Source organism: Pseudomonas sp. NPDC090201 (genome assembly GCF_044746825.1).
Taxonomy (GTDB): domain Bacteria; phylum Pseudomonadota; class Gammaproteobacteria; order Pseudomonadales; family Pseudomonadaceae; genus Aquipseudomonas; species Aquipseudomonas putida_AD.
This window is the reverse complement of the sequence record NZ_JBIVCX010000005.1, coordinates 141,329-164,344: the sequence shown is the minus strand read 5'-3', so window position 1 is coordinate 164,344 and position 23,016 is coordinate 141,329. Positions and strand designations below refer to the sequence as shown.

22 protein-coding genes are annotated in these 23,016 nt (G+C 61.0%); 14 read left to right on the top strand and 8 right to left on the bottom strand.

Annotated elements, in window-relative coordinates:
- The first annotated feature begins 18 nt into the window (after positions 1–18).
- From ACIPOO_RS17135 to ACIPOO_RS17110, 6 genes are all read left to right on the top strand, one after another.
- The gene (locus ACIPOO_RS17135) at positions 19–246 is read left to right on the top strand and encodes a hypothetical protein (RefSeq protein WP_274131594.1); all 228 of its coding nucleotides are present in this window, start codon (positions 19–21) and stop codon (positions 244–246) included.
- A 99-nt stretch (positions 247–345) separates the two neighbouring features.
- On the top strand, positions 346–669 hold the full coding sequence (locus tag ACIPOO_RS17130) for an MliC family protein (RefSeq protein WP_274131593.1): 324 nt from the start codon (positions 346–348) through the stop codon (positions 667–669).
- A gap of 124 nt (positions 670–793) precedes the next feature.
- Entirely contained in the window at positions 794–1,858 is a 1,065-nt protein-coding gene (gene fba / locus ACIPOO_RS17125; protein WP_274131592.1) for a class II fructose-bisphosphate aldolase, read from the top strand.
- Between the two features lie 229 nt (positions 1,859–2,087).
- On the top strand, positions 2,088–3,107 hold the full coding sequence (locus ACIPOO_RS17120) for a PdxA family protein (RefSeq protein WP_274131591.1): 1,020 nt from the start codon (positions 2,088–2,090) through the stop codon (positions 3,105–3,107).
- Positions 3,108–3,178: 71 nt separating this feature from the next.
- Positions 3,179–4,057, top strand: a complete 879-nt coding sequence (locus ACIPOO_RS17115; protein ID WP_400608668.1) for an alpha/beta fold hydrolase — start codon at positions 3,179–3,181, stop codon at positions 4,055–4,057.
- 91 nt (positions 4,058–4,148) lie between these two features.
- Positions 4,149–5,417 carry an MFS transporter gene (locus ACIPOO_RS17110; RefSeq protein WP_400608667.1) on the top strand — a complete coding sequence of 423 codons (1,269 nt, stop codon included), beginning with the start codon at positions 4,149–4,151 and terminating at the stop codon, positions 5,415–5,417.
- Positions 5,418–5,485: 68 nt separating this feature from the next.
- Here the strand turns inward: ACIPOO_RS17110 and ACIPOO_RS17105 are convergent, their stop codons facing one another.
- The 3 genes from ACIPOO_RS17105 to ACIPOO_RS17095 all read right to left on the bottom strand — a co-directional run bounded on the left by ACIPOO_RS17105 (position 5,486) and on the right by ACIPOO_RS17095 (position 8,195).
- The gene (locus ACIPOO_RS17105) at positions 5,486–5,962 is read right to left on the bottom strand and encodes a thioesterase family protein (RefSeq protein WP_400608666.1); all 477 of its coding nucleotides are present in this window, start codon (positions 5,960–5,962) and stop codon (positions 5,486–5,488) included.
- Positions 5,963–6,201: 239 nt separating this feature from the next.
- On the bottom strand, positions 6,202–7,167 hold the full coding sequence (locus ACIPOO_RS17100; protein ID WP_400608665.1) for an L-carnitine dehydrogenase: 966 nt from the start codon (positions 7,165–7,167) through the stop codon (positions 6,202–6,204).
- Positions 7,168–7,307: 140 nt separating this feature from the next.
- Entirely contained in the window at positions 7,308–8,195 is an 888-nt protein-coding gene (locus ACIPOO_RS17095; protein WP_166595694.1) for a 3-keto-5-aminohexanoate cleavage protein, read from the bottom strand.
- Positions 8,196–8,494: 299 nt separating this feature from the next.
- Here ACIPOO_RS17095 and ACIPOO_RS17090 point away from each other — a divergent pair, with 299 nt between their 5' ends.
- Together ACIPOO_RS17090 and ACIPOO_RS17085 are read left to right on the top strand one after the other, a co-directional pair.
- Positions 8,495–9,454: a GlxA family transcriptional regulator gene (locus ACIPOO_RS17090; protein ID WP_274131585.1), complete on the top strand. Its 960-nt coding sequence runs from the start codon at positions 8,495–8,497 to the stop codon at positions 9,452–9,454.
- A 67-nt stretch (positions 9,455–9,521) separates the two neighbouring features.
- Complete coding sequence (locus ACIPOO_RS17085; RefSeq protein ID WP_400608664.1) at positions 9,522–10,694, top strand: hypothetical protein; 1,173 nt, start codon at positions 9,522–9,524, stop codon at positions 10,692–10,694.
- A 91-nt stretch (positions 10,695–10,785) separates the two neighbouring features.
- Here ACIPOO_RS17085 and ACIPOO_RS17080 read toward each other — a convergent pair whose 3' ends face one another.
- Together ACIPOO_RS17080 and ACIPOO_RS17075 are read right to left on the bottom strand one after the other, a co-directional pair.
- Entirely contained in the window at positions 10,786–11,208 is a 423-nt protein-coding gene (locus ACIPOO_RS17080; RefSeq protein ID WP_400608663.1) for a DUF3010 family protein, read from the bottom strand.
- A gap of 37 nt (positions 11,209–11,245) precedes the next feature.
- Positions 11,246–11,650, bottom strand: a complete 405-nt coding sequence (locus tag ACIPOO_RS17075) for a lysozyme inhibitor LprI family protein (RefSeq protein ID WP_274131582.1) — start codon at positions 11,648–11,650, stop codon at positions 11,246–11,248.
- A 228-nt stretch (positions 11,651–11,878) separates the two neighbouring features.
- On the opposite strand from ACIPOO_RS17075, the gene ACIPOO_RS17070 reads away from it, so the two are divergent.
- The 6 genes from ACIPOO_RS17070 to ACIPOO_RS17045 all read left to right on the top strand — a co-directional run bounded on the left by ACIPOO_RS17070 (position 11,879) and on the right by ACIPOO_RS17045 (position 19,680).
- On the top strand, positions 11,879–12,856 hold the full coding sequence (locus ACIPOO_RS17070; protein WP_400608662.1) for a dipeptidase: 978 nt from the start codon (positions 11,879–11,881) through the stop codon (positions 12,854–12,856).
- A 96-nt stretch (positions 12,857–12,952) separates the two neighbouring features.
- A complete protein-coding gene (locus ACIPOO_RS17065; RefSeq protein ID WP_274131580.1) occupies positions 12,953–13,483 on the top strand; it encodes a DUF5943 domain-containing protein in 531 nt (176 codons plus the stop codon).
- A 15-nt stretch (positions 13,484–13,498) separates the two neighbouring features.
- Complete coding sequence (gene dgcA, locus ACIPOO_RS17060) at positions 13,499–15,559, top strand: dimethylglycine demethylation protein DgcA (RefSeq protein WP_400608661.1); 2,061 nt, start codon at positions 13,499–13,501, stop codon at positions 15,557–15,559.
- A gap of 161 nt (positions 15,560–15,720) precedes the next feature.
- Positions 15,721–17,667, top strand: coding sequence for a dimethylglycine demethylation protein DgcB (dgcB, locus tag ACIPOO_RS17055; RefSeq protein ID WP_400608660.1), 1,947 nt, complete (start codon positions 15,721–15,723; stop codon positions 17,665–17,667).
- A complete protein-coding gene (locus ACIPOO_RS17050; protein ID WP_400608659.1) occupies positions 17,667–18,887 on the top strand; it encodes an electron transfer flavoprotein subunit alpha/FixB family protein in 1,221 nt (406 codons plus the stop codon). The genes dgcB and ACIPOO_RS17050 overlap by 1 nt, the downstream gene beginning before the upstream one ends.
- Positions 18,877–19,680 (top strand): electron transfer flavoprotein subunit beta, encoded by an 804-nt coding sequence (locus ACIPOO_RS17045; RefSeq protein ID WP_400608658.1) that lies wholly within the window; start codon positions 18,877–18,879, stop codon positions 19,678–19,680. The genes ACIPOO_RS17050 and ACIPOO_RS17045 overlap by 11 nt, the downstream gene beginning before the upstream one ends.
- A gap of 183 nt (positions 19,681–19,863) precedes the next feature.
- Here ACIPOO_RS17045 and ACIPOO_RS17040 read toward each other — a convergent pair whose 3' ends face one another.
- The 3 genes from ACIPOO_RS17040 to gbcA form a co-directional block, all read right to left on the bottom strand.
- Positions 19,864–20,382 carry a hypothetical protein gene (locus tag ACIPOO_RS17040; protein ID WP_400608657.1) on the bottom strand — a complete coding sequence of 173 codons (519 nt, stop codon included), beginning with the start codon at positions 20,380–20,382 and terminating at the stop codon, positions 19,864–19,866.
- Complete coding sequence (locus ACIPOO_RS17035) at positions 20,379–20,573, bottom strand: hypothetical protein (RefSeq protein WP_274131574.1); 195 nt, start codon at positions 20,571–20,573, stop codon at positions 20,379–20,381. Before ACIPOO_RS17035 ends, ACIPOO_RS17040 begins: the two co-directional genes overlap by 4 nt.
- An 846-nt stretch (positions 20,574–21,419) precedes the next feature.
- Entirely contained in the window at positions 21,420–22,718 is a 1,299-nt protein-coding gene (gbcA, locus tag ACIPOO_RS17030) for a glycine-betaine demethylase subunit GbcA (protein ID WP_274131573.1), read from the bottom strand.
- Between the last annotated feature and the right edge of the window lie 298 nt (positions 22,719–23,016).

The window sequence follows — 23,016 nt, the reverse complement described above, 5'->3', positions numbered from 1 at the left end:
GTGGTGAAGGGGAATGACATGGTCAAGCCATTACCGCTGTTAATCATGGCGGGTTTGCTGGTCGGCTGCGCAAGCAAGCCTGAAGCCCAGACGGCGCTCAACGGCGCGCCGGAACAGCTTCAGGTCAGCTGCTATCAGGCTGGCTGGCAGGCTGAAACCGTACCGATCGTTTACAAGCGTGGCGGTCCTGAAGTCTGGGAAAAGTACGATTTCATGCCCGCCGTGGGACCTGTAGCCTGTCGCTGAATCTGAACTGACGGCGCCAGGGTGCATCTGAAACAGAACGGCCCCAGACTTACCGGGCGTTGACGCGAGTCGCGTCCGGCAGGGGATCCAGGAGTGGTAATGAAAGGCTTGATTGCCCTTGCGACACTGATGCTGCTGGGCGGTTGTGCCAGCATGAAGGCTTCCGAACCGGCCGCTGCCTGGACCCACTGGGTCTGTGACAGCAAGGCCGAGGTTTACTGGCGTTACGCCGACCCTGCGAAGAAAGAGGTCGATGTACGCCTGAACCAGAGCGAGCAGGTGTTCCGCTTGCAGGCAGCGCCCGGTGCTTCCGGCGCGCTGTACAGCAACGGCGTACTGGCGTTCGACAACAAAGGCAGCGAAGGCCTGGTCTACTGGGACGCTACCAACGATTTGATCGGTCGCGGCTGCAAGGCGCCATAAGGCACCTGGCGGTTCGAACGATGCAACACCGGGCGCCGCCTTTGCCGCGCGCCCCTATAATTTGAAGAGCTGCCGTTACGGCAGGCACACGCGATTAACGACCCTACCGGGAGAGAGACAGACAATGGCACTTATCAGCATGCGCCAGATGTTGGACCACGCAGCCGAATTCGGTTATGGCGTTCCGGCATTCAACGTGAACAACCTGGAACAGATGCGCGCCATTATGGAAGCGGCCGACAAGACCGATTCCCCGGTGATCGTTCAGGCTTCGGCCGGTGCGCGTAAATACGCAGGCGCCCCGTTCCTGCGTCACCTGATCCTGGCGGCGATCGAAGAATTCCCGCACATCCCGGTGGTCATGCACCAGGACCACGGCACCAGCCCTGACATCTGCCAGCGCTCCATGCAACTGGGCTTCAGCTCGGTGATGATGGACGGCTCGCTGGGCGTCGACGGCAAGACCCCGACCACCTACGAATACAACGTCGACGTGACCCAGCGCGTAGTCGCCATGGCCCACGCCTGCGGCGTTTCGGTAGAAGGTGAGCTGGGTGTTCTGGGCTCGCTGGAAACCGGCATGGCCGGCGAAGAAGATGGCGTTGGCGCCGAAGGCGTTCTGGATCACAGCCAGATGCTGACCGACCCTGAAGAAGCCGCTGACTTCGTGAAGAAGACCAACGTTGATGCCCTGGCCATCGCCATCGGCACCAGCCACGGTGCTTACAAGTTCACCAAGCCGCCTACCGGCGACATCCTGGCGATCGAGCGCATCAAGGAAATCCACAAACGCATTCCGAACACCCACCTGGTGATGCACGGTTCTTCGTCCGTTCCTCAGGAATGGCTGAAAATCATCAACGAGTTCGGCGGCGACATCAAGGAAACCTACGGCGTGCCGGTCGAGGAAATCGTCGAAGGCATCAAGCACGGCGTGCGCAAGGTCAACATCGACACCGACCTGCGTCTGGCGTCCACCGGTGCCATCCGCGAATTCATGGCCAAGAACCCGAGCGAGTTCGACCCGCGCAAATACCTGGCCAAGACCGTTTCGGCCATGCGTGACGTCTGCATCGCCCGTTACGAAGCCTTCGGCACCGCAGGCAACGCTTCGAAGATCAAACCGATCTCCCTGGAGCGCATGTTCGAGCGTTATGCCAAAGGCGAGTTGAACGCCAAGGTCAACTGATCATTATTTGATCGGTTCATCGGCAAGAAAGAGCCCGCAGCGATGCGGGCTTTTTTGTGCCCGGGATCTGGCCATTGAATGTCTGCCCTCGCTGTTACCTGGACAAGTGGGAGTGAGCTCAAAACCACACTCCGTGAATTGCCCGGCCACGTTTTGCACGTTGTTGCGAACGGGGGCAGGACTAGGATGGGGATCACTACAAAAACAAAACCCGACCGGAGAACACCTGATGAAGCCTTTGATTGGACTTATGCTCGGTGATGTCACTGGCATCGGCCCGGAGCTGGTGGTCAAGCTGTTGTCGACACCCCAAGCGCGTGAGCGGGCTGACGTGGTGATCATCGGCGACGAGCGTGTCCTGAAACTGGGGATGCGCGATGCAGGCCTGACAATTCCCTACACCGTCATCCCGACCTTGAGCGACGCCGATCACAGCAGCGAAGCGGTCCCCCTGCTGGATCTGCACAACGTCGACCCTTCGTTGTTCGAGCGTGGTCAGGTCAACGCCGAATCTGGCCGCCTGACCGGCGAAACCCTCAAAGTGATGACTGACCTTGCACTGGCTGGCGAACTGGATGGCATCTGCTTCGCACCGCTGAACAAGGCAGGCCTGCATCGCGGCGGCTGGAATTATCACGACGAGCATCAGATGTTCGCCGCCTGGACCGATCATGTCGGCTACTTCGGCGAAGTGAACATCATCCCGCAGTTTTCCACCTTTCGTGTCACATCCCATGTTGCCTTGCGCAAAGCCGTCGATATGGTCCAGCCGGATCGCATCGAAGGCGCACTGCAACTGGCTCACGACACCTTGAAAGCGCTCGGCAATCCCACCCCGCGCATCGGCGTTGCCGCGCTCAACCCGCATAACGGCGAAAACGGCCTGTTCGGCGACGAAGAGATCACGATCATCCGCCCGACCCTGGAAAAGCTGCGCGCCAGAGGCCTGGCCAGTGAGGGCCCATTCCCCTCCGACACCGTGTTCATCAAGGCCCGCAACGGTGATTTCGACGCGGTGGTGATCATGTACCACGACCAGGGCCAGATCGCGACCAAGCTGCTCGGCTTCTCCCAGGGCGTGACCCTGACCGGCGGTTTGAAGACGGTCTACGCGACCCCCGCCCATGGCGTGGCCTACGACATCGTCGGCACCGGCAAGGCGGACGTGGGCGCGATGGCCGCAGCCTTTCGCGTGGCCACGGACAACGCCGCCGCCCGCAAGCTCAAGCGCGAGGTGGCCACCGCATAAGGACAGGGAATTCACCCGGTTGGTAAAGGACGTTCGTACTCAAGAATAAAACCGATAAAAGAGGCAGGCGTATGTTCGAGAATTTCACCAAAACAACCGTCAAAACCAGCGGCGCCGAGATCGTCACGGTTGTGGGCGGCGAAGGTCCGCCCCTGTTGCTGATGCACGGCAACCCGTTCAATCACCTGTCCTGGCACAAGATCGCACCGCGCCTGGCCAGGGATTTCACCGTCGTCTGCACCGACCTGCGCGGCTACGGCGACAGCTCCAAACCCGAAGGCGGGGGCGACCATTCCGAGTATTCGTTCCGCGCCATGGCGCAGGATCAGGTCGAGGTCATGCAGTCGCTGGGCTTCGAGCAGTTCAACGCCGCAGGCCATGACCGCGGCGCCCGCGTGTTGCATCGCATGTGCCTGGATCACCCGGAAAAGGTGCTCAAAGCAGGCTTTGTCGACATGCTGCCGCAGCATCACTTGCTCAACAACGTCACCCGGCAGTGGGGCAAGTTTTCCTGGCACTGGTTCTTCATGGCTCAGGATTACCCGACGCCTGAGCGGATGATGGACATGGACCCCGAGTTCTTCATCCTGCGCAAACTCTCCAAAACCGCGCAGGGCACCAGCTTCTTCGGTCCCGAGGCGCTGGCCGATTACATTCGCTGCATCAAGAACCCGGCCACCACTCACGCCATGTGCGAAGACTACCGGGCAACCTTCGGGATCGATCTGGACATGGACACCGCCGACTTCGACGCAGGGCGCAAGGTCCACACGCCATCGTTGATTGTGTGGGGTGAGAAGGGCGGCGTGGGTCGCAACCACAACGCCGCAGAAGTCTGGGGCCGTTACGCGACCAACATCGTGCAGACGGCCACCGTGCCCTCAGGTCATTACCTGCAGGAAGAATGCCCCGACGAGACCTACGAGGTGTTGCAGGGCTTCTTCAAGTAAGTCGCAGTCGTATGCAGTAGCGACGCGAGCGGTCTGACCCACGCCGGGAGGACCGCTCGTTCCACGATAAAGACAAGAACAGGTGGAAAAAATGTTACCGACTCATGCGCAAAAGCGCAGGGCGACACTGACCTTCGTGTTGCTTTGCGTGATGGCTTTCATCATGTACGTCGACCGCACCAACCTGGCGGTCGCCGCTCCCACCATCAGCAAGGAACTGGGCTTCAGCAACACCAACCTGGGCATGATGTTCTCGGCCTTCGCGGTGGCCTACAGCTGCTTCATGATCCCCGGCGGCTGGCTCAGCGACCGCATCGGTTCACGCAAGGCAATGCTGTTGTATGGCGTGATCTGGTCAGTGGCGACCATCGCCACAGGTCTGGTCAGTGGATTGATCGTGCTGGTCATCGCCCGATTCGTGGTGGGCGTAGGTGAAGCGCCGATCTATCCAACCGCCGCACGCATGATCGCGCGGGCCATTCCGATCACCCAGCGCGGCACTGCTCAAGGCGTGATGCATGCGTCCGGGCGGCTGGCCAACGCCTTGGCGCCGCTGATCGTGACCTTTTTGATCCTGCAGTTCTCCTGGCGCATGGCGTTCATCATCCTGGGCGTGCTGACCCTCATCTACATGTTCGCCATGTATTTCATTCTCGGCGAGTCGAAGAAGCAGGTCGAAGCGGTCGTCATGGAGCCCGTTCGCGCACCGACGCCAGTGCACTGGCCGACGATGCTGCGCAAGGTCTGGCCGGCTGCTGCGACCTGCTTCTGTCATGGCTGGGTGTTGTGGTTCTTTCTGAACTGGATACCGTCTTTCTTCACACAGCGTTACGGCATGGATCTGTCGAAAACTGCGCTGTTTTCCACATTCGTGCTGCTAGGCGGGACCGTCGGAACCGCCGTCGGCGGGATGCTTTCGGACTGGCGCTTCAAGGTGACGGGCAACAAGCTGCGCTCGCGCAGGGATCTGATCATCTTTGGCTTTCTGGCGTCGATCATCGGGCTTATCCCGCTCATGTTCACGCAAAATATCTACATTTGCGCTGCGGGCTTGAGCTTTTCGTTCTTTTGCTCGGAACTGGCGGACTCGCCGCTGTGGGTGATCGGCACCGAGGTGTCCCATGAGCATTCTGCGACATCGAGCGCCTGCACCTTTTTCGGCATGGCAGTGGCGGGGGCGGTGTCGCCGGTGGTGATCGGCTGGCTACTGGATGTGACGGGGACCAACTGGATGGCGGCGTTTTCGGCTTCGATTGTGGTGGTGTTGCTGGGGCCGGTGCTGGCGATGTTCATCAAGCTGGATGACGAGCCGGGCGTCAGTGTGGCGCCCGCTGTGCCTGGGAAGCGCGTGGCTGCGTAGCTGGTCTGTAGCAGTCCGGCTTGCCGGCGGGGCGCCCTCAGGATCGCTCCCGCCGGTAGGCCGTGCTGCTACTTTTTCGGCAAACCGATGGTGCGACCGGTGTAGGCCGGGGCTGGTTGGTCGTGCTGCGCGTCTGTCAGCACGCGCAAGGCTTCCAGCGACTGCTCGCTGAATGGGGCGGATTTAGGGCCTGCCGCCAGATCGACATGCAGCAACATTTGATCGCTCGCTGCAAGTTCCTCATCCCCACCTGCCTTGTACAGGCTGTGATAGAGCTGAACCCGTTTGAGGTCATGGGCGACGATCTGCGTACGAACCTCGACCTCTTCGCCGAGCTTCACTTCGTGCAGGTAATTGATGTGTGCTTCCAGGGTGAACAGCGAGTTTCCGCTGGCGTCCCGGTCGTCGCTGGCCAGCCCGATTCGGTCCATGAAGGCATCGGTGGCGTAGCTGAAGATCAGCAGATAGAACGCATCGCGCAGGTGGCCGTTGTAGTCGACCCAGTCCTGGAGGATCGGGGTTTTGTAGGTGGTCAGAGCGGGCATAGTCGTTACCGGATTCAGTCTGTAGTTCCTGGATGGGCCGGGCGGGCCTCGTGGGGGGGGGGGGGGGGGCGGGCCCGCGCGGGGGGGGGGGCGGGGGGGGGGGGGGGGGGGCGTTCTGCCCCCGGCCACGTGCTGCCCCCCGGCCCCCCCCCCCCCCCCCCGCGGGCGGCGGCCCCCGCCCCCCCCCCCCCCCCCCCCCCCCCCCGCGACAGCGTCGGTTCGAACAACGAGGTCAGGGATCAGTCCTCGAACGCCATCCCATGCTTCTGCTTGGTCTTCTTCACCGCCTCCAGCACCGCCAGCAGGCAGTCATCGCGATATCGCTCCAGCGCCGCGATGCTGTGGGTGCCGAGCTGTTCGCTGGTGCCCTCGACCACGTCGTCGATCAGTTTGTCTGTCAGTTCAGGCGCTGGCAGGTAGGTCCACGGCAATTGCAGCGCCGGGCCGAATTGCGCCATGAAGTGACGCATGCCCGCATCGCCGCCGGCCAGGGTGTAGGTCAGGAAGGTGCCCATGAACGACCAGCGCAGGCCTGCGCCGAAACGGATTGCATCGTCGATCTCGCCGGTGGTTGCCACGCCATCGTTGACCAGATGCAGCGCCTCGCGCCACAGCGCTTCGAGCAGACGGTCGGCGATAAAGCCGGGCACTTCCTTGCGCACGTGCAGGGCGCGCATGCCCAGGGATTCGTAAACCTTGATCGCCGCTTGAACGGCTTCCGGGGCAGTGTTCTTGCCGCCAACCACTTCCACCAGCGGCAGCAGATACACCGGGTTGAACGGGTGACCGACCACGCAGCGTTCGGGATGCGTGGCGCTTTCGTAGAATTCGGAAGGCAGCAGGCCCGAGGTACTGGAGCCGATCAAGGCGTTGGGCTTGGCCGCAGCGCTGATCTTGCTGTGCAGGTCGAGCTTGAGCTCCAGCCGCTCAGGGGCGCTTTCCTGAATGAAGTCAGCGTCACGCACGCATTCTTCGATGGTCGCCACGAAACGCAGGCGATCCTGCGAAGCGCCCGCTGCCAGGCCTTTCTGTTCCAGCGCCGGCCAGGCCTTGGCGACACGCTGACGCAGCGCGGCTTCTGCTCCCGGCGCCGGGTCCCAGGCGATCACATCCAGGCCGTTGGCCAGGGCACGGGAAACCCAGCCGCTGCCGATGACACCGCTGCCCAGCGCAGCGAAGGTTTTGATTTCGGTGATGAAGGTCATGTCGTGCACTCAAGAGAATTCGCGGAATCTTCGTAGGAGCGCGCTTGCCCGCGACTGCGGTGCGTCAGCCGACACCATCGGCACTGGCAAATGGCATTCGCGGGCAAGCGCGCTCCTACAGGGAGGTGTTAGGTTGGCAATCAGAAACGCTTCTTCAGCCCCATCTTCACGCGGCCTTCAGCCGGGGTCATGACCCGTGCGCCCATGCGGCTGAGGATTTCACTGGCGCGTTCGACCAGCGCGCCGTTGCTCGCCAGCACGCCTTTGTCCAGCCAGATGTTGTCTTCCAGGCCGACCCGCACGTTGCCGCCCAGCAGCACCGCTTGCGCGGCCATCGGCATTTGCATGCGGCCGATGCCGAAACCGGCCCAGACCACATCCGCCGGCAGGTTGTCGACCATGGCCTTCATGGTGGTGGTGTCCGCCGGCGCGCCCCACGGGATGCCCAGGCACAGCTGGAACAACGGGTTGTCCAGCAGGCCTTCTTTCATCATCTGCTTGGCGAACCACAGGTGGCCGGTGTCGAAGATCTCAAGCTCGGCCTTCACCCCCAGTTCCTGAATGCGCTTGGCACCTGCACGCAGTTGCGCCGGGGTCGATACGTAAATGGTGTCGCCGTCGCCGAAGTTCAGGGTGCCGCAGTCCAGCGTGCAGATTTCCGGCAGCAGCGCTTCGACGTGGGCCAGGCGAGCCAGCGGGCCCACCAGGTCGGTGTTCGGACCGAAGTCGGTCGGACGCTCGCCCGGGCCGATTTCAAGGTCGCCACCCATGCCTGCGGTCAGGTTGACGATGATGTCGATGTCGGCCTCGCGGATGCGGTCCATGGTTTCGCGGTACAGCTCGACGTCACGGCTGAACTTGCCGGTCTGCGGATCACGCACATGGCAATGCACCACGGTGGCGCCCGCCTTGGCGGCCTCGACGGCGGCGGCAGCGATCTGTTTCGGAGTGATCGGGACCAGATGGCTTTTCCCGGTCGTGTCGCCAGCACCGGTGAGTGCGCAGGTGATGATGACGTCGTGATTCATGTGTAAGGTTCCTTGCAGGCCAGGGCGTGTGAGAGGCGGGTTTTTGCCACCCGCTTTTGAGGTGCAAAGCTACGCAGGCCAAGGCCCCTCAAAACGCACAGCGGCGACAAGCTCTTGCACGGTAGCGACCTGTGCTGTTGCCTCGTTGTCTGAACAGGCGTATCTCATGTTCATCGAGCCCGTAGGAGCGCGCTTGCCCGCGACGGCGTCGTGTCAGACATCGATGAGTGCCTGATTGAATGCATCGCGGGCAAGCGCGCTCCTACAGGGCCAGCGGCGCTCTCAAGGATTTCTCGACGATGTCCCAGGATTTCTACTTTCTGCTCATGCCCGGCTTCTCCATGATGGGCTTCGTCTCGGCGCTGGAGCCGTTGCGTGTGGCCAATCGTTTCGGCGGCGAGCTGTATCGCTGGCATGTGCTGAGCATCGATGGCGGGCCGGTGATTGCCAGCAACGGCATGTCGGTCAACGCCGATGCGGCGCTGGAGCCGCTGAAGAAGGGCGCGACGCTGTGCGTCATGGGCAGTGTGGACCCGCTCAAGTTCTACACCTCGACCCTTGAGCACTGGCTGCGAAGGCTCGATCTTGAGGGCGTGACCCTGGGCGCCATCGACACTGGCAGCTTCGTGCTGGCCGAAGCCGGGTTGCTGGAGGGCTATCGTCTGACCCTGCACTGGGAGGCGCTGGACGCTTTCAAGGAAACCTACCCGACATTGCAGGCGACGCAGGAATTGTTCGAAATCGATCGCCGCCGCATCAGTTCGGCAGGGGGCACTGCGTCCATCGACCTGATGCTCGACCTGATCGGCCAGGCCCACGGCCCGGACCTGGCCATCAAGGTGTCCGAACAGTTCGTGCTCGGCCGCATCCGCCAGCGCAAGGACCACCAGCGCATGCAGATCGCCACGCGCTACGGCATCAACAACAAGAAGCTGGTGCAGGTGATCGGCGTGATGGAACAGCACACCGAGCCGCCCCTGAGCACGCTGGAACTGGCCGAGGGCATTCAGGTGACACGCCGTCAGTTGGAGCGCCTGTTTCGTTTGCACCTGAACGACACACCCAGCAACTTCTACCTCGGCCTGCGCCTGGAAAAAGCCCGCCAACTGCTGCGCCAGAGCGACATGAGCGTGCTGGAAGTCAGCATCGCCTGCGGTTTCGAATCGCCGTCATATTTCACCCGCAGCTACAAGGCGCGGTTTGTGGTCTGCCCCAGGGAAGATCGTGGGCGGGTGGCGCGGGAGCCGAAGGTGGTGTGATTCCCGATTATGGTCAATTATACTCGCGACTATAAATTATGGTCCTGGCAATAATTGGGTATAAATCATGGCAAAGCGCACCGGCTTTGTATTCAGACGCGACAGCCTTGCGCTCACCATCGCGCAGGGGCTGATCGGCGAAGGCTTGCACGATTACTCCTCCGGCCTGTTTCTCGCGGCGCCCCGGCGCACCGGAAAAAGCACGTTCTTGCGCGAGGACCTGGTGCCTCAATGCCTCAAGCAGGACTGGCTGCCGGTGTATGTCGACCTGTGGGCTGATCGGGAAAAAGACCCCGCAGACCTCATCAGTGCCGCGATTGCGGCGGCGCTGGTGCCTTTTGAGAAAGGCGTCCGCAAGCTCGCCAAGTCAGCGGGTATCGAAAAGCTCAATTTCCTGCGCACCTTGTCCTGGGATTTCAGTAAACCGCAGTTGCCTGTCGGCTCGACCCTGACCCAGGCGCTGGAGTTGCTGCACAGCGCTGCGCAGAAAATGATCGTGCTGATCATTGACGAGGCCCAGCATGCGCTGACCAGTGAGGCGGGCGTCAATGCGATGTTCGCCTTGAAGGCTGCACGCGATGAGCTCAATCAAGGGGTGGAGCGGGGCATTGGTGGATTGCGGCTGGTCCTTACAGGCTCCAACCGGGACAAGCTGGCGCATCTGGTATTGAACAAGAACCAGCCGTTCTACGGGTCGAGTATCACGCCGTTTCCCTTGCTGGGTAAGGACTTCACCAAGGCTTACACCGCTCATTTGAATAGCCATCTGGCGCAAGACAACCAGTTTTCTGCAGCCGATATCGATGCCGCGTTCGACCTGGTCGGGCGCCGCCCGGAAATGCTGCGCTCGATTATCGGCGATGTCGCCCTTGAACTGGGGGAGGCGGAAAACCTCGGCGAGTTGCTGCGTAACAGTGCGCAATCGCTGCGCGCAGGTGTCTGGGAGGAATTCGAGAGTGCCTACAACGCGTTGACGCCCCCACAGCGCGGGGTGCTGGAGGTCATGGCTGATCGCGCGCATGACAACCAGCCCTTTGCGCCGTTCTCCGATGCAACGGTGTTGGCGGTAGGCAAGGCGCTGGAGACGTTGGGCAGCGAGGTGGTGCCCGGGACGCAGACCATTCAGGCGGCGATCGATTCGTTGCGTGACAAAGAGCTGGTCTGGAAATCCAGTCGCGGCGCCTATGCGCTGGAAGACAAGGCATTTGGCGAGTGGCTGAGGCAGCGCAGAGGCCCGTAGCAGCACGGCTTGCCGGCGGGGGCGGTGTGTCAGTGAAATGTGTTCGGGCTGGCACACCGCCGTCGCGGGCAAGCGCGCTCCTGCAGCGGGGTTATTTTGTGGTTTTCATCAAGGCTGCGCACGCCGCCTTGTACGCATCATGCTGATACTTGTTCAGCGAGGCGGGCGGTTCTATGTTGTGCTTCTTGGCTTGGGCGGTGAGGGTCTGGGGTGACAGCAGCACTACTTCGCAGTCTTCCAGCAGTTGAAAGACCGTTTCGATCTTGAAGGTGGTCGGGCCGCCGGCGAACTCACCTTTCTTGCTGCGCTTCTTGATGGCGATGTGGGTGATGGCGTTTTCGCGCACGAAGGTCGCGATCTGCCGGGCGAACGCCTTGACGTTGTCCGCTTCGTCATCGTCTTCCAGGGCGATCTTCTTGATGGCCAAGGGCAGCGATTCAAGCGCGCCGGATGCGCGAGTGGCGACAGCGAAGATGGCTTCGCTGCCTTTGATGTCTACGCCGCAGATATTCATGTGCTGACCTTGAGCCTGTAAAAGGCGTCAGGGTATCTCATTCAGACTGCGCAATGCTTTCCAGGTACTCGGAGCGTTCGTCGCTCATGCGCGCCAGGCAGTCGTTCTGGCCGATGTTGAATTCCTTGGTGCCGGGCTTGGCCGGGAAGACTTCCACGGCGCAGTCGGCGTCGCGCAGTTTCTTCCAGGCGTCCTGGGCGGTCTTGAGCTTGCCGGCGAATTCGTCCGATTGCGCCTTGTTCGCGCCAAATTGCACGTTCACCCGCTCCAGCAGGTTCTGGAAGTTCTCGTCCAGCAGCTTGACCGCGGTGTCGCGGCTGTACACCGAACATTCCAGAGTCTGTTTGTCTTCGTCCACGCCGTCGCAAGGGGTCGCGTCCGGGTTGGCCGCTGCGTGAGCGCCTGTCGCGAATAGAGCCAGAGCCAGAAAAATCGTCTTCATTGGGGTTTCCCGATTCAGTGATGCGGGGAATTCTCGCCCATGCGCGCGGCAAAGAACAGTTATCAAACGCAGGTGGCAGACGCCCGCAGTCGTCGTTTGTCGTTTCTTGACGCTTTCGGCAATTCCCTTGTCGTTTTTGCATCCGGCTCATCCGACCCGCAGGCATATGCTGGCCCCAAAGCGCCGGCAGACGTTTCGGCGCACGAACAACCTATAGGGGACAGCCTGATGAGCCCAGCCGAATTGCACGCCGACAGCATCGTTATCGACGGTCTGATTATCGCCAAATGGAACCGTGAGCTGTTCGAAGACATGCGCAAAGGCGGCCTGACCATGGCCAACTGCACCGTGTCGGTTTGGGAAGGGTTTCAGCAGACCGTCAACAGCATCGCCTCCAGTCAGAAACTGATTCGCGAAAACAGCGACCTGGTCATGCAGGTTCGCAACACCGCCGACATCCGCAAGGCCAAGGAGCTGGGCAAGACCGGTATCCTCTTCGGCTTCCAGAACGCCCATGCCTACGAAGACCAGATCGGCTATGTCGAGATCTTCAAGCAGCTGGGCGTGGGCATCGTGCAGATGTGCTACAACACCCAGAACCTGGTCGGCACCGGTTGCTATGAGCGCGACGGCGGCCTGTCGGGCTTCGGTCGTGAAATCGTCGCGGAAATGAACCGCGTCGGCGTCATGTGCGACCTGTCCCACGTCGGTTCCAAGACATCCGAGGAAGTGATCCTCGAATCCAAGAAGCCAGTGACCTACTCGCACTGCCTGCCTTCGGGTCTCAAGGAACACCCACGCAACAAATCCGACGCTGAACTGAAATTCATCGCCGACCACGGCGGTTTCGTCGGCGTGACCATGTTCGCGCCGTTCCTGGCCAAGGGTATCGATTCGACCATCGACGACTACGCCGAAGCCATCGAATACGTGATGAACATCGTCGGCGAAGACGCCATCGGTATCGGCACCGACTTCACCCAGGGCCACGGCCAGGACTTCTTCGAGTACCTGACCCACGACAAGGGCTACGCCCGCCGCCTGACCAGCTTCGGCAAGATCATCAACCCGCTGGGCATCCGCACCGTCGGCGAATTCCCGAACCTGACCGAAACCCTGCTCAAACGCGGCCATTCGGAGCGCGTTGTACGCAAGATCATGGGCGAAAACTGGGTAAGGATTCTTGGAGAGGTGTGGGGGGAATAATCCCTTCAAGCACCGTTCAGCCAAAGCACTGAATCATCTTCCCCCTCCCGGTCCGTGGAGGGGGCATCCAACAAAATTTTCTGGAGTTAAGTTTCCATGGCCAAGATCGCCCCGCAATTGCCTATCGAAGTCGACAGCGAGACCGGTGTCTGGACTTCCGACGCCCTGCCAATGCTGTATGTGCCGCGTCATTTCTTCGTCAACAACCACATGGGCATCGAGGAAGTTCTGGGGGCTGACGCCTACGCCGAGATTCTCTACAAGGCCGGTTACAAGTCCGCCTGGCACTGGTGCGAGAAGGAAGCCGAGTGCCATGGCCTGGAAGGCGTCGCGGTGTTCGAGCACTACATGAACCGTCTGTCCCAGCGTGGCTGGGGTCTGTTCAAGATCCAGGAAATCGACCTGGATAAAGGCACCTGCAGCGTGAAGCTGGAGCACTCGGCTTTCGTTTATGTGTACGGCAAGGTCGGTCGCAAGGTCGACTACATGTTCACGGGCTGGTTCGCCGGTGCCATGGACCAGATTCTCGCTGCCAAAGGCAGCTCCGTTCGCACGGTGGCCGAGCAGGTCTACGGCGGATCGGAAGAGGGCCACGAAGATGGCCTGTTCGTCGTAAAACCGTTGTAAGCCGAGGACCGTGAGATGGCTTTCGAAGCAATGTTTCAGCCGATTCAGATCGGCAAACTGACAATCCGCAACCGCGTCCTCAGTACCGCACACGCCGAGGTCTATGCCACTGACGGTGGCATGACCACCGACCGGTATGTGAAGTATTACGAGGAGAAAGCCAAAGGCGGCATCGGCCTGGCCATTTGTGGCGGCTCCTCCAGCGTGGCCATCGACAGCCCGCAAAGCTGGTGGAAGTCGGTCAACCTGGCCACCGACAACATCATCCCGCATTTCCAGAATCTGGCCGACGCCATGCACAAGCACGGCGCCAAGATCATGATCCAGATTACCCACATGGGCCGTCGCTCCCGCTGGGACGGCGACCATTGGCCGACCCTGATGTCTCCATCGGGCATCCGCGAGCCTGTGCACCGCGCCACCTGCAAGACCATCGAGCCGGAAGAGATCTGGCGCGTGATCGGCAACTACGCCAGCGCCGCCGCCCGTGCCAAGGCCGGTGGCCTGGACGGCGTAGAACTGTCGGCCGTGCACCAGCACATGATCGACCAGTTCTGGAGCCCGCGCGTCAACAAGCGTACCGACGAATGGGGCGGCAGCTTCGAGAACCGCATGCGCTTCGGTCTGGAAGTGATCAAGGCTGTGCGCAAGGAGGTCGGTCCTGATTTCTGCGTGGGCCTGCGTATCTGCGGTGACGAATTCCACCCGGACGGTCTCAGCCATGAAGACATGAAAGAGATCGCCAAGTATTACGACCAGACCGGCATGATCGATTTCATCGGTGTGGTGGGCTCGGGTTGCGACACGCACAACACCCTGGCCAACGTTATCCCCAACATGAGTTATCCACCGGAGCCGTTCCTGCACCTGGCCGCCGGTATCAAGGAAGTGGTCAAGGCCCCGGTTCTGCACGCGCAGAACATCAAGGACCCGAACCAGGCGACCCGTATTCTGGAAGGCGGTTACGTCGACATGGTCGGCATGACCCGCGCGCACATCGCCGACCCGCACCTGATCGCCAAGATCAAGATGGGCCAGGTTGACCAGATTCGTCAGTGCGTCGGTGCCAACTACTGCATCGACCGCCAGTACCAGGGGCTGGACGTACTGTGCATCCAGAACGCCGCGACGTCCCGTGAATACATGGGCGTGCCGCACATCATCGAGAAAACCACCGGCGTCAAACGCAAAGTGGTGATCGTCGGTGCCGGCCCTGCGGGGATGGAAGCTGCCCGTGTCTCCGCTGAACGCGGCCATGACGTGACCCTGTTCGAGAAAAAAGACGCCATTGGCGGCCAGATCACCACGGCCTCGAAAGCGCCGCAGCGTGATCAGATTGCCGGTATCACCCGCTGGTATCAGTTGGAACTGGCCCGCCTGAAAGTCGATCTGCGCCTGGGCACGGCGGCTGACATCGCAACCATCAGGGACCTGCGTCCGGATGTGGTGGTGCTGGCGGTGGGCGGTCATCCGTTCATCGAGCAGAACGAGCACTGGGGCGCGGCAGAAGGCCTGGTCGTCAGCAGCTGGGATGTGCTGGACGGCAAGGTTGCACCGGCCAAGAACGTGCTGGTCTACGACACCATTTGCGAGTTCACCGGGATGTCCGTGGCCGACTTCATGGCGGACAAGGGCAGCCAAGTCGAAATCGTCACCGATGACATCAAGCCGGGCGTGGCCATGGGCGGTACGTCGTTCCCGACGTACTACCGCAGCATGTACCCGAAAGAAATCATCATGACCGGCGACATGATGCTGGAGAAGGTCTACCGCGAAGGCGACAAGCTGGTGGCGGTGCTGGAAAACGAATACACCGGCGCCAAAGAGGAGCGGGTGATCGACCAGGTGGTGATCGAGAACGGCGTGCGCCCTGACGAAGAGCTGTACTACGGCCTCAAGGACGGTTCGCGCAACAAGGGCCAGATCGACATCGACGCCCTGTTCGCGATCCAGCCTCAGCCATCGTTGAGCCAGTCCGGTGACGGCTACCTGCTGTTCCGCATCGGCGACTGCGTGGCGCAGCGTAACACCCACGCCGCGATCTACGACGCACTCAGACTGTGTAAAGACTTCTGACGGCTTGCACATAACCCTGTGGGAGCGAGCTTGCTCGCGAAGGCGGCAGGTCAGTCAACGAAGCGGTGACTGGCAGAATGCTTTCGTGAGCAAGCTCACTCCCACAGGGACCGAGTAAGGCATTTCGACCTGCAAGACCCTCTGGTCTTTGGGAGCTCCACATGCTCAACACCCTTCTTCCAATCCTGCTGTTCGCAGCCCTGGGCCTCGCGGTTCTGGGCGCTTTGCGGCGGGTCGCCATGTGGCGCAACGGGCGCGCCTCCAAGGTCGATCTGCTCGGCGGCCTGCTGGCCATGCCAAAGCGCTACATGGTCGATCTGCACCACGTGGTGGCACGTGACAAATACATCGCCAACACCCACGTGGCCACGGCCGGTGGCGCGGTGGCGTCCATCATCCTGGCGATTCTGGTGCATGGTTTCGGCCTGCATAACCGCATCCTCGGCTATGCGCTGCTGCTGATGTCGGCGGTGATGTTCGTCGGTGCGATCTTCGTTTATCTGCGTCGTCGCAACCCGCCGAGCCGCCTGTCCAAAGGCCCGTGGATGCGCCTGCCGAAAAGCCTGCTGGCGTTCTCGGCCTCGTTCTTCCTGGTGACCCTGCCGGTGGCCGGGATCCTTCCGGAAAACTTCGGCGGCTGGTTGCTGGCAGTGATCCTGGGGATCGGCGTGCTGTGGGGTGTGTCCGAGCTGTTCTTCGGCATGACCTGGGGCGGGCCGATGAAACACGCCTTCGCCGGTGCCCTGCACCTGGCCTGGCACCGCCGCGCCGAGCGTTTTGGCGGCGGCCGCTCCACCGGCCTCAAGCCGCTGGACCTGGCTGATCCGACCGCGCCGCTGGGTGTGGAAAAACCCAAGGACTTCACCTGGAACCAACTGCTGGGCTTCGACGCCTGCGTGCAGTGCGGTAAATGCGAGGCCGCGTGCCCTGCGTTCGCCGCCGGTCAGCCGCTGAACCCGAAAAAGCTGATTCAGGACATGGTCGTCGGTCTGGCCGGCGGCACCGATGCCAAGTTCGCGGGCAGCCCTTATCCGGGTAAGGCCGTGGGCGAGCACGGCGGCAATCCGCATCAACCGATCGTCAATGGTCTGGTCGATGCCGAAACCCTGTGGTCGTGCACCACCTGCCGCGCCTGCGTGGAAGAGTGCCCGATGATGATCGAGCACGTGGACGCCATCGTCGACATGCGCCGTCACCTGACCCTGGAAAAAGGCGCGACCCCGAACAAGGGCGCCGAAGTCCTGGAAAACCTCATCGCCACCGACAACCCGGGCGGCTTCGCACCGGGCGGCCGTCTGAACTGGGCGGCGGACCTGAACCTGAGCCTATTGAGCGAGAAGAAAACGGCCGACGTGCTGTTCTGGGTAGGCGATGGCGCATTCGACATGCGCAACCAGCGTACCCTGCGCGCCTTCGTCAAAGTGCTGAAGGCCGCCAAGGTGGACTTCGCCGTGCTGGGCCTGGAAGAACGTGACAGCGGCGACGTGGCCCGTCGCCTAGGTGACGAAGCGACCTTCCAGATGCTCGCCAAGCGCAATATCCAGACATTGTCCAAGTACAGCTTCAAGCGCATCGTGACCTGCGACCCGCACAGCTTCCACGTCTTGAAAAACGAGTACGGCGCCTTTGGCGGTGAATACCTGGTGCAGCATCACAGCACTTACATGGCCGAGCTGATCGGTGAGGGCGCCCTGAACCTGGGCCAGCACAAAGGCTCCAGCGTGACCTACCACGACCCTTGCTACCTGGGCCGTTACAACGGCGAATATGAAGCGCCGCGCGACGTGCTCAAGGCGCTGGGGATCGAGGTCAAGGAAATGCAGCGTTCCGGTTTCCGTTCCCGCTGCTGCGGTGGCGGTGGCGGCGCGCCGATCACCGACATTCCGGGCAAGCAACGTATCCCCGACATGCGCATGGAAGACATCCGCGAAACCGGCGCTGAGCTTGTGGCCGTGGGTTGTCCACAGTGCACCGCAATGCTCGAAGGTGTGGTCGAACCGCGCCCGATGATCAAGGACATCGCTGAACTGGTGGCCGACGCCCTGCTTGAAGAGGCAGCGCCCGCCAAGCCGGCTCCTGTCAAACGTGAACCTGCGGAGGCGCACTGATGAGCGACATTATCCGCCGCGACCCTCGTGCCGAGTGGATCGCCCGCAACCGCCTGCACCCGCTGCATGCCGCCATGCAGCCGCAACAGGCGAGCTGGATGGGGCCTAACGGCATCATTCGCAAGAACGTCCACGGCGCCGGTTTCATCGGCCCCAACGGCATCAAGCGTATCGACCGCAGTGGCGCGCAACAGGGCGGCTCGGTCAAGCGCTCCGCCTCCGTTGAAGCGCAATTGCCGCTGCATCAGGTTGCAGAGCCTGCGTTCTACATCGCCGTGGTGCCTGACATGGTCGGCGGCCGCCTGAGCAGCCACGACCGCGATCTGCTGGGCTTGGCCCATGGGTTGGCGGGCAAAGACGGTGCGGTACTGGCCGTGGTGTTCGGCGAGCACAAGGAGTCGGCGTTCGACACCGCCGGTGTTGATCGGCTGCTGGTCCTGGAGGGCAGCGAGTTCAGCGGTTACTCCCCTGAACAGCGCGTACAGGGGCTGCGGGCTGTGGATAACCAGTTCGACCCACGTCACTGGTTGCTGCCTGACAGCCGTACCGGTGGTGGGGAATTGGGCCGCCGCTTTGCCGCGAGCATGGGCGAGCGCCCGGCGACGCGCGTCTGGCAGGTCAAAGACGCACAGGCCACGGGCCGGGCAGGGGCAGGGCAGCAAGATGTGTCGCGTCCGGTTTCGCGCTTGATCCTGGCAGCCGCTGAATGTGCGGAGCCCGTGAGCGAAACTCGCCACGAAGCGTTGGCGGTGGAGTTGTCCACAGGCATCGCGCGCAGCCTGGCGCGTATTGAGGATCTGGGCGCGGTGGCGGTCGATCCGGCACTTATCCCCATGGCCGAAGCGGAGTTCATCTTCTCGGGCGGCAACGGCGTCAAGGACTGGGAACTTTTCCACCGCACAGCCGCTGCGTTGGGCGCCACTGAAGGCGCATCCCGCGTCGCTGTGGACGATGGATTCATGACCCGCGACCGCCAGGTCGGCGCATCGGGCACTTGGGTCACCGCGCGTGTCTACGTGGCTGTGGGTATCTCGGGGGCGATCCAGCACTTACAAGGCATCGGGGCCTGCGACAAAGTTGTGGCGATCAACCTGGATCCGACGTGCGACATGATCAAACGTGCTGATTTGTCGGTGATTGGCGAAAGCGCAGACGTGCTCAAGGCGCTGATCGAAGCCGTTGAAGCGTACCGGAACGAGGGAAAACGCGATGCAGCCTGACAAAAAACTGCCTGTGGATAAAGCCGCCTTGCACGTTATCAGCCTCGTGTCTGTGGGTGCGCACCCGACTTCCGGTCGTCCACGCCGTGCGGAACAGGATGCCCGCGCAGTCGAACTGGGCCTGCAACTGGCTGGGGATAACTTGCACGTGCTCCACGCTGGCAATGCCGAGGAGCCTGCACTGCGCGCCTACCTGGGCATGGGCCTGAAAGAGTTGCACGTGCTCGATCAGCCCGAAGGCGCCGATGCGCTGCCGGGGCTGGCCGATTACATTCGTGAGTCCGGCGTGCAGTTGGTGCTGGCCGGTACCCAAGCGGAAACCGGCGAAGGCTCCGGCATGCTGCCCTACCTACTGGCCGAAAAACTCGGCTGGCCGCTGGTGGTGGGCATGGCTGAAGTCGAATCCATCAGCGGTGGATCCGCCCAGGTCCTTCAGGCCCTGCCACGCGGCCAACGGCGTCGCCTCAAGGTTCGCCTACCTTTCCTCGCCACGGTGGACAACGCCGCCCCCAAACCGCGCCAGAGCGCCTACGGCCCTGCACAGCGCGGCACGCTGGATGTGGAACAGATCGAAGTCACCATCGACGAGTTATTCACAGGCGCCGAACTGACACCCGCCAAACCTCGGCCAAAACGCCTGAAGGTCATCAAGGCCAAAAGCGGTGCCGACCGGATGAAGGCAGCGACGGCCAAGGCCAGCGGTGGCGGCGGGCAAGTGCTCAAAGGGGTTAGCCCCGAGGAAGGCGCTGCAGCGATTTTGAAGCTCCTGGTGGAGGAAGGGGTGGTTCGCTAACCCCTCGCCGCGCCCTCAACGCCGCTCCCGCCGGCAAGCCGTGCTGCTACGGATCGGCGTCCGTACCCACATCAATGACAACCCCCATCCCCCGTAGCAGCATGGCTTGCCGGCGGGGGCGTTCTCGACATCGCTATCGTCGGCACGCCGTGAGGCGATGTGGGAACTGGGTGTATCTCCCGTTCAAGACTTTGGGTCATCTGTCTCCATCGCCGACCGAGTGGTGGCAGCATCGACAATCATCACGTCGAATACTTGCTCGATGACCTGACGAGGCCCTTGTTTCAAGCTCCAGGTGAAGAAGACAAGGTAGCCAAGCAGCATGATGAAGCATGCCGAGCCAATGACGCTCTGTGATACGCCAGTCCAGAAGCCAGGTCGCGCGGATCGTATCTCGTGGCTGGCTTTTGCGGCGTACATGTCTTCCATCTCCCTTGTTTCATCAGCGAGAGATGCTTTCAGAAAATCCACCGCCAGCTGCGCTGCCTGGCTCCGGTAGCTCTCAAGAACTGACACGTTGTTGCTCATATCGTGGAACGCGGCAAGGTCGGCGTCTTTCGGGAGTTCTCCGTGCTTTTCCTTGAATGCCAGGATGTATTCGATTTTCTGACGCTTGTATTGCGAATAGGCGAGCTTGCCAACGATGTCGTTATCGTCCGCGACCAACGCGTTATAGATATGGTTGTAGTTCGCTTTGGTCATGCAAACTCAGTCTCGCGCAGCCTTGCGTACGCAGTGGCAAAGGCGGTGTTGATCTCATCGATGGTTCTGGGGCGGAAGGTGACGACACCCAACAGCTCTCGTGGAAGCTTTGCAGGGCGGCCTCCGTGCTCGATCAGTTGGGCATTGGCTCTCAAGACGACGTCTCGTGAGAAGTGGGCTCTGCTTTTCATGATTGAATCCTTCCAGTCAGGAGAGTTGTGCTAGCGGGAGTTTACGGTCCTTGGATTTGCAACGATGTCAGACGCTTCCGAATCTTCTGCCCTTCAATCAATCCACATACCCACAATCGCTGTTGATCCACCTGTGGATAAACTGTTCGGCCATTGGTGCGAGCCACGTACGGCGTGGCTTACAAACGATCGATCAAAAAACAACCATCCTATCTAGCGGTTTCTAAAGGCTTTTTCTCCACAGCACCTGGTCCAGACTCAGATTTTTTGCCCACATTCTCTGTGCGCGGCTGTGTGTATAAGATGTTCGCTTTCCTCTGAGAGCAAGGTAAACCGGGGCTTTCAAAGATTTGTTCAAATTTTGATCAGTGCAACGTTTCTCTGACGAATGTGCATCGTATGAGCCTGAATTTCGGCGCGACATAAGCTTTTCCACAGATGCTCGCGTATCTTGACGAGTTGCGCACATTCTCTGTTGGCGGTTCTGTGGATAAGGTGTTTGCGCTCTTCTGCATCCCGCTATAATCGTGGCTTACAGAGCTTTGTTCAAATATTGATCAGCCATTTCCAGCCCACGCCAGGAGAAATAAGTCACGGTTTTTTCTGACTTTTTACACAGGCGAAATTCGACTTCCCCACAATTGCTGTGGGTTGTGCTGTGGATAAGTTGTTTGTGGATGCTGCAGAGGGGCGGCGGGGGTGGTGTGGAGCAGGGTTGAGCGTTTTCTGACCAATATTCGGATTTCAGCTCATGAACGCATCGCGGGCAAGCGCGCTCCTACAGTTCGATGTCTGTAGGAGCGCGCTTGCCCGCGATGACGTTAGAACAAGCGCTGCAGTTGGACCTTACTCGTGGTTAACCGCCACCCCCTTCAGATAAGGCGCAGGCTCGGCCCCCATGTTCTCCAGGAGCTTGGCGCTGTACCAGTCGATGAAGTTGACCACGCCGAACTCGTAGGTTTTCGAGTACGGGCCTGGCTGGTAGGCGACGGAGTTGATGCCGCGCTGGTTTTCTTCGGCCAGGCGACGGTCCTGGTCGTTGGTGGCGTCCCAGACTTCGCGCAGGCGGGCGACGTCGTAGTCCACGCCTTCGACAGCGTCCTTGTGCACCAGCCACTTGGTGGTGACCATGGTTTCCTGGGCGCTGATCGGCCACACGGTGAACACGATCACGTGGTCGCCCATGCAGTGGTTCCAGGAGTGCGGCAGGTGCAGGATGCGCATCGAGCCCAGGTCCGGGTTCTGGATGCGGCCCATGAGCTTCTTGCTGCCTTGCTTGCCGTCCATGGTCATGGACACGGTGCCTTTGAGCAGTGGCATGCGCACGATGCGGTTACGCAGGCCGAAGCTCTTGTGCAGGTAGGGAATCTTTTCGGCTTCCCACGCCGCGGCCGATTCGGCGACGTGATCCTTGAATTTCTGGTCGGCGCGGGGATCGTTGGTGTCGTCCCACTCCAGCAGGGTGTTCAGCAGTTCAGGGTGCGAACCGTTGCAGTGGTAGCACTCGCGGTTGTTTTCCAGCACCAGCTTCCAGTTGGCCTTTTCCATCAAGGTGGTTTGCACCGCCACCTTGGTGTTTTCCATGTCGTACGGTTCCATGTAGTGGTTCAGGGTCTGCAGGAACTCGTCGATGGCCGGCGGATTGGTCGCCAGGCTGATGAAAATGTAGCCGCCGGACACCTTGCAGTGCACAGGCTTGAGGCTGAATTCCTTCATGTCGAAGTCAGCGCCCATTTCGGTACCCGCGTACAGCAGGCGGCCGTCGAGCTCGTAGGTCCACTGGTGGTATGGGCACACCAGTTTGGCGACCTTGCCTTTTTCCTTGGTGCACAGGCGCGAACCGCGATGGCGGCAGACGTTGTGGAACGCGTTGACCGTGCCATCTGGCGAGCGTACGACCAGGATCGGGTTCTTGCCGATCTGCAGGGTCATGAAGTTGCCCTTGGCCGGAATCTCGCAGGTCATGCCCGCGATCAGCCATTCCTTTTGAAAGATTTCCTGCATGTCGATTTCAAACAGCCGCTCATCGCTGTAGAAAGGCTGCGGCAGCGAATAAGTACGCTCACGAGTCTGCAGCATTTCGGCGGTTGCCTTGCGTGCGGGTTCCAGCGGATCGCCCAGGCTCAGAGTTGCGGTGACGTCCATCTTTCAAGTCCTCAGATTGCGCTTTCAGCAATCTACGAATGTGGCCAATTACGGTTGTGTTGTGTGTCTGGCACGCGAGGCGACGGTATTTTCTGTCGCTCAGGCTTTATGAGTAAAAAATGTGTATCGATTTAGCCGCGAGTGTGGAGTGGGGCGCGACGTGAACCTTATCCATGGGCGACATGGCCGATTCCGTTGACGACTACGCAACCCCTATAGACCGGGCCTGGTCGCCATAAGTATGTGAATGTCGCTGATAGGTAAATAGGCCGTTCTCGCGTTACGCAGAATCGCCACC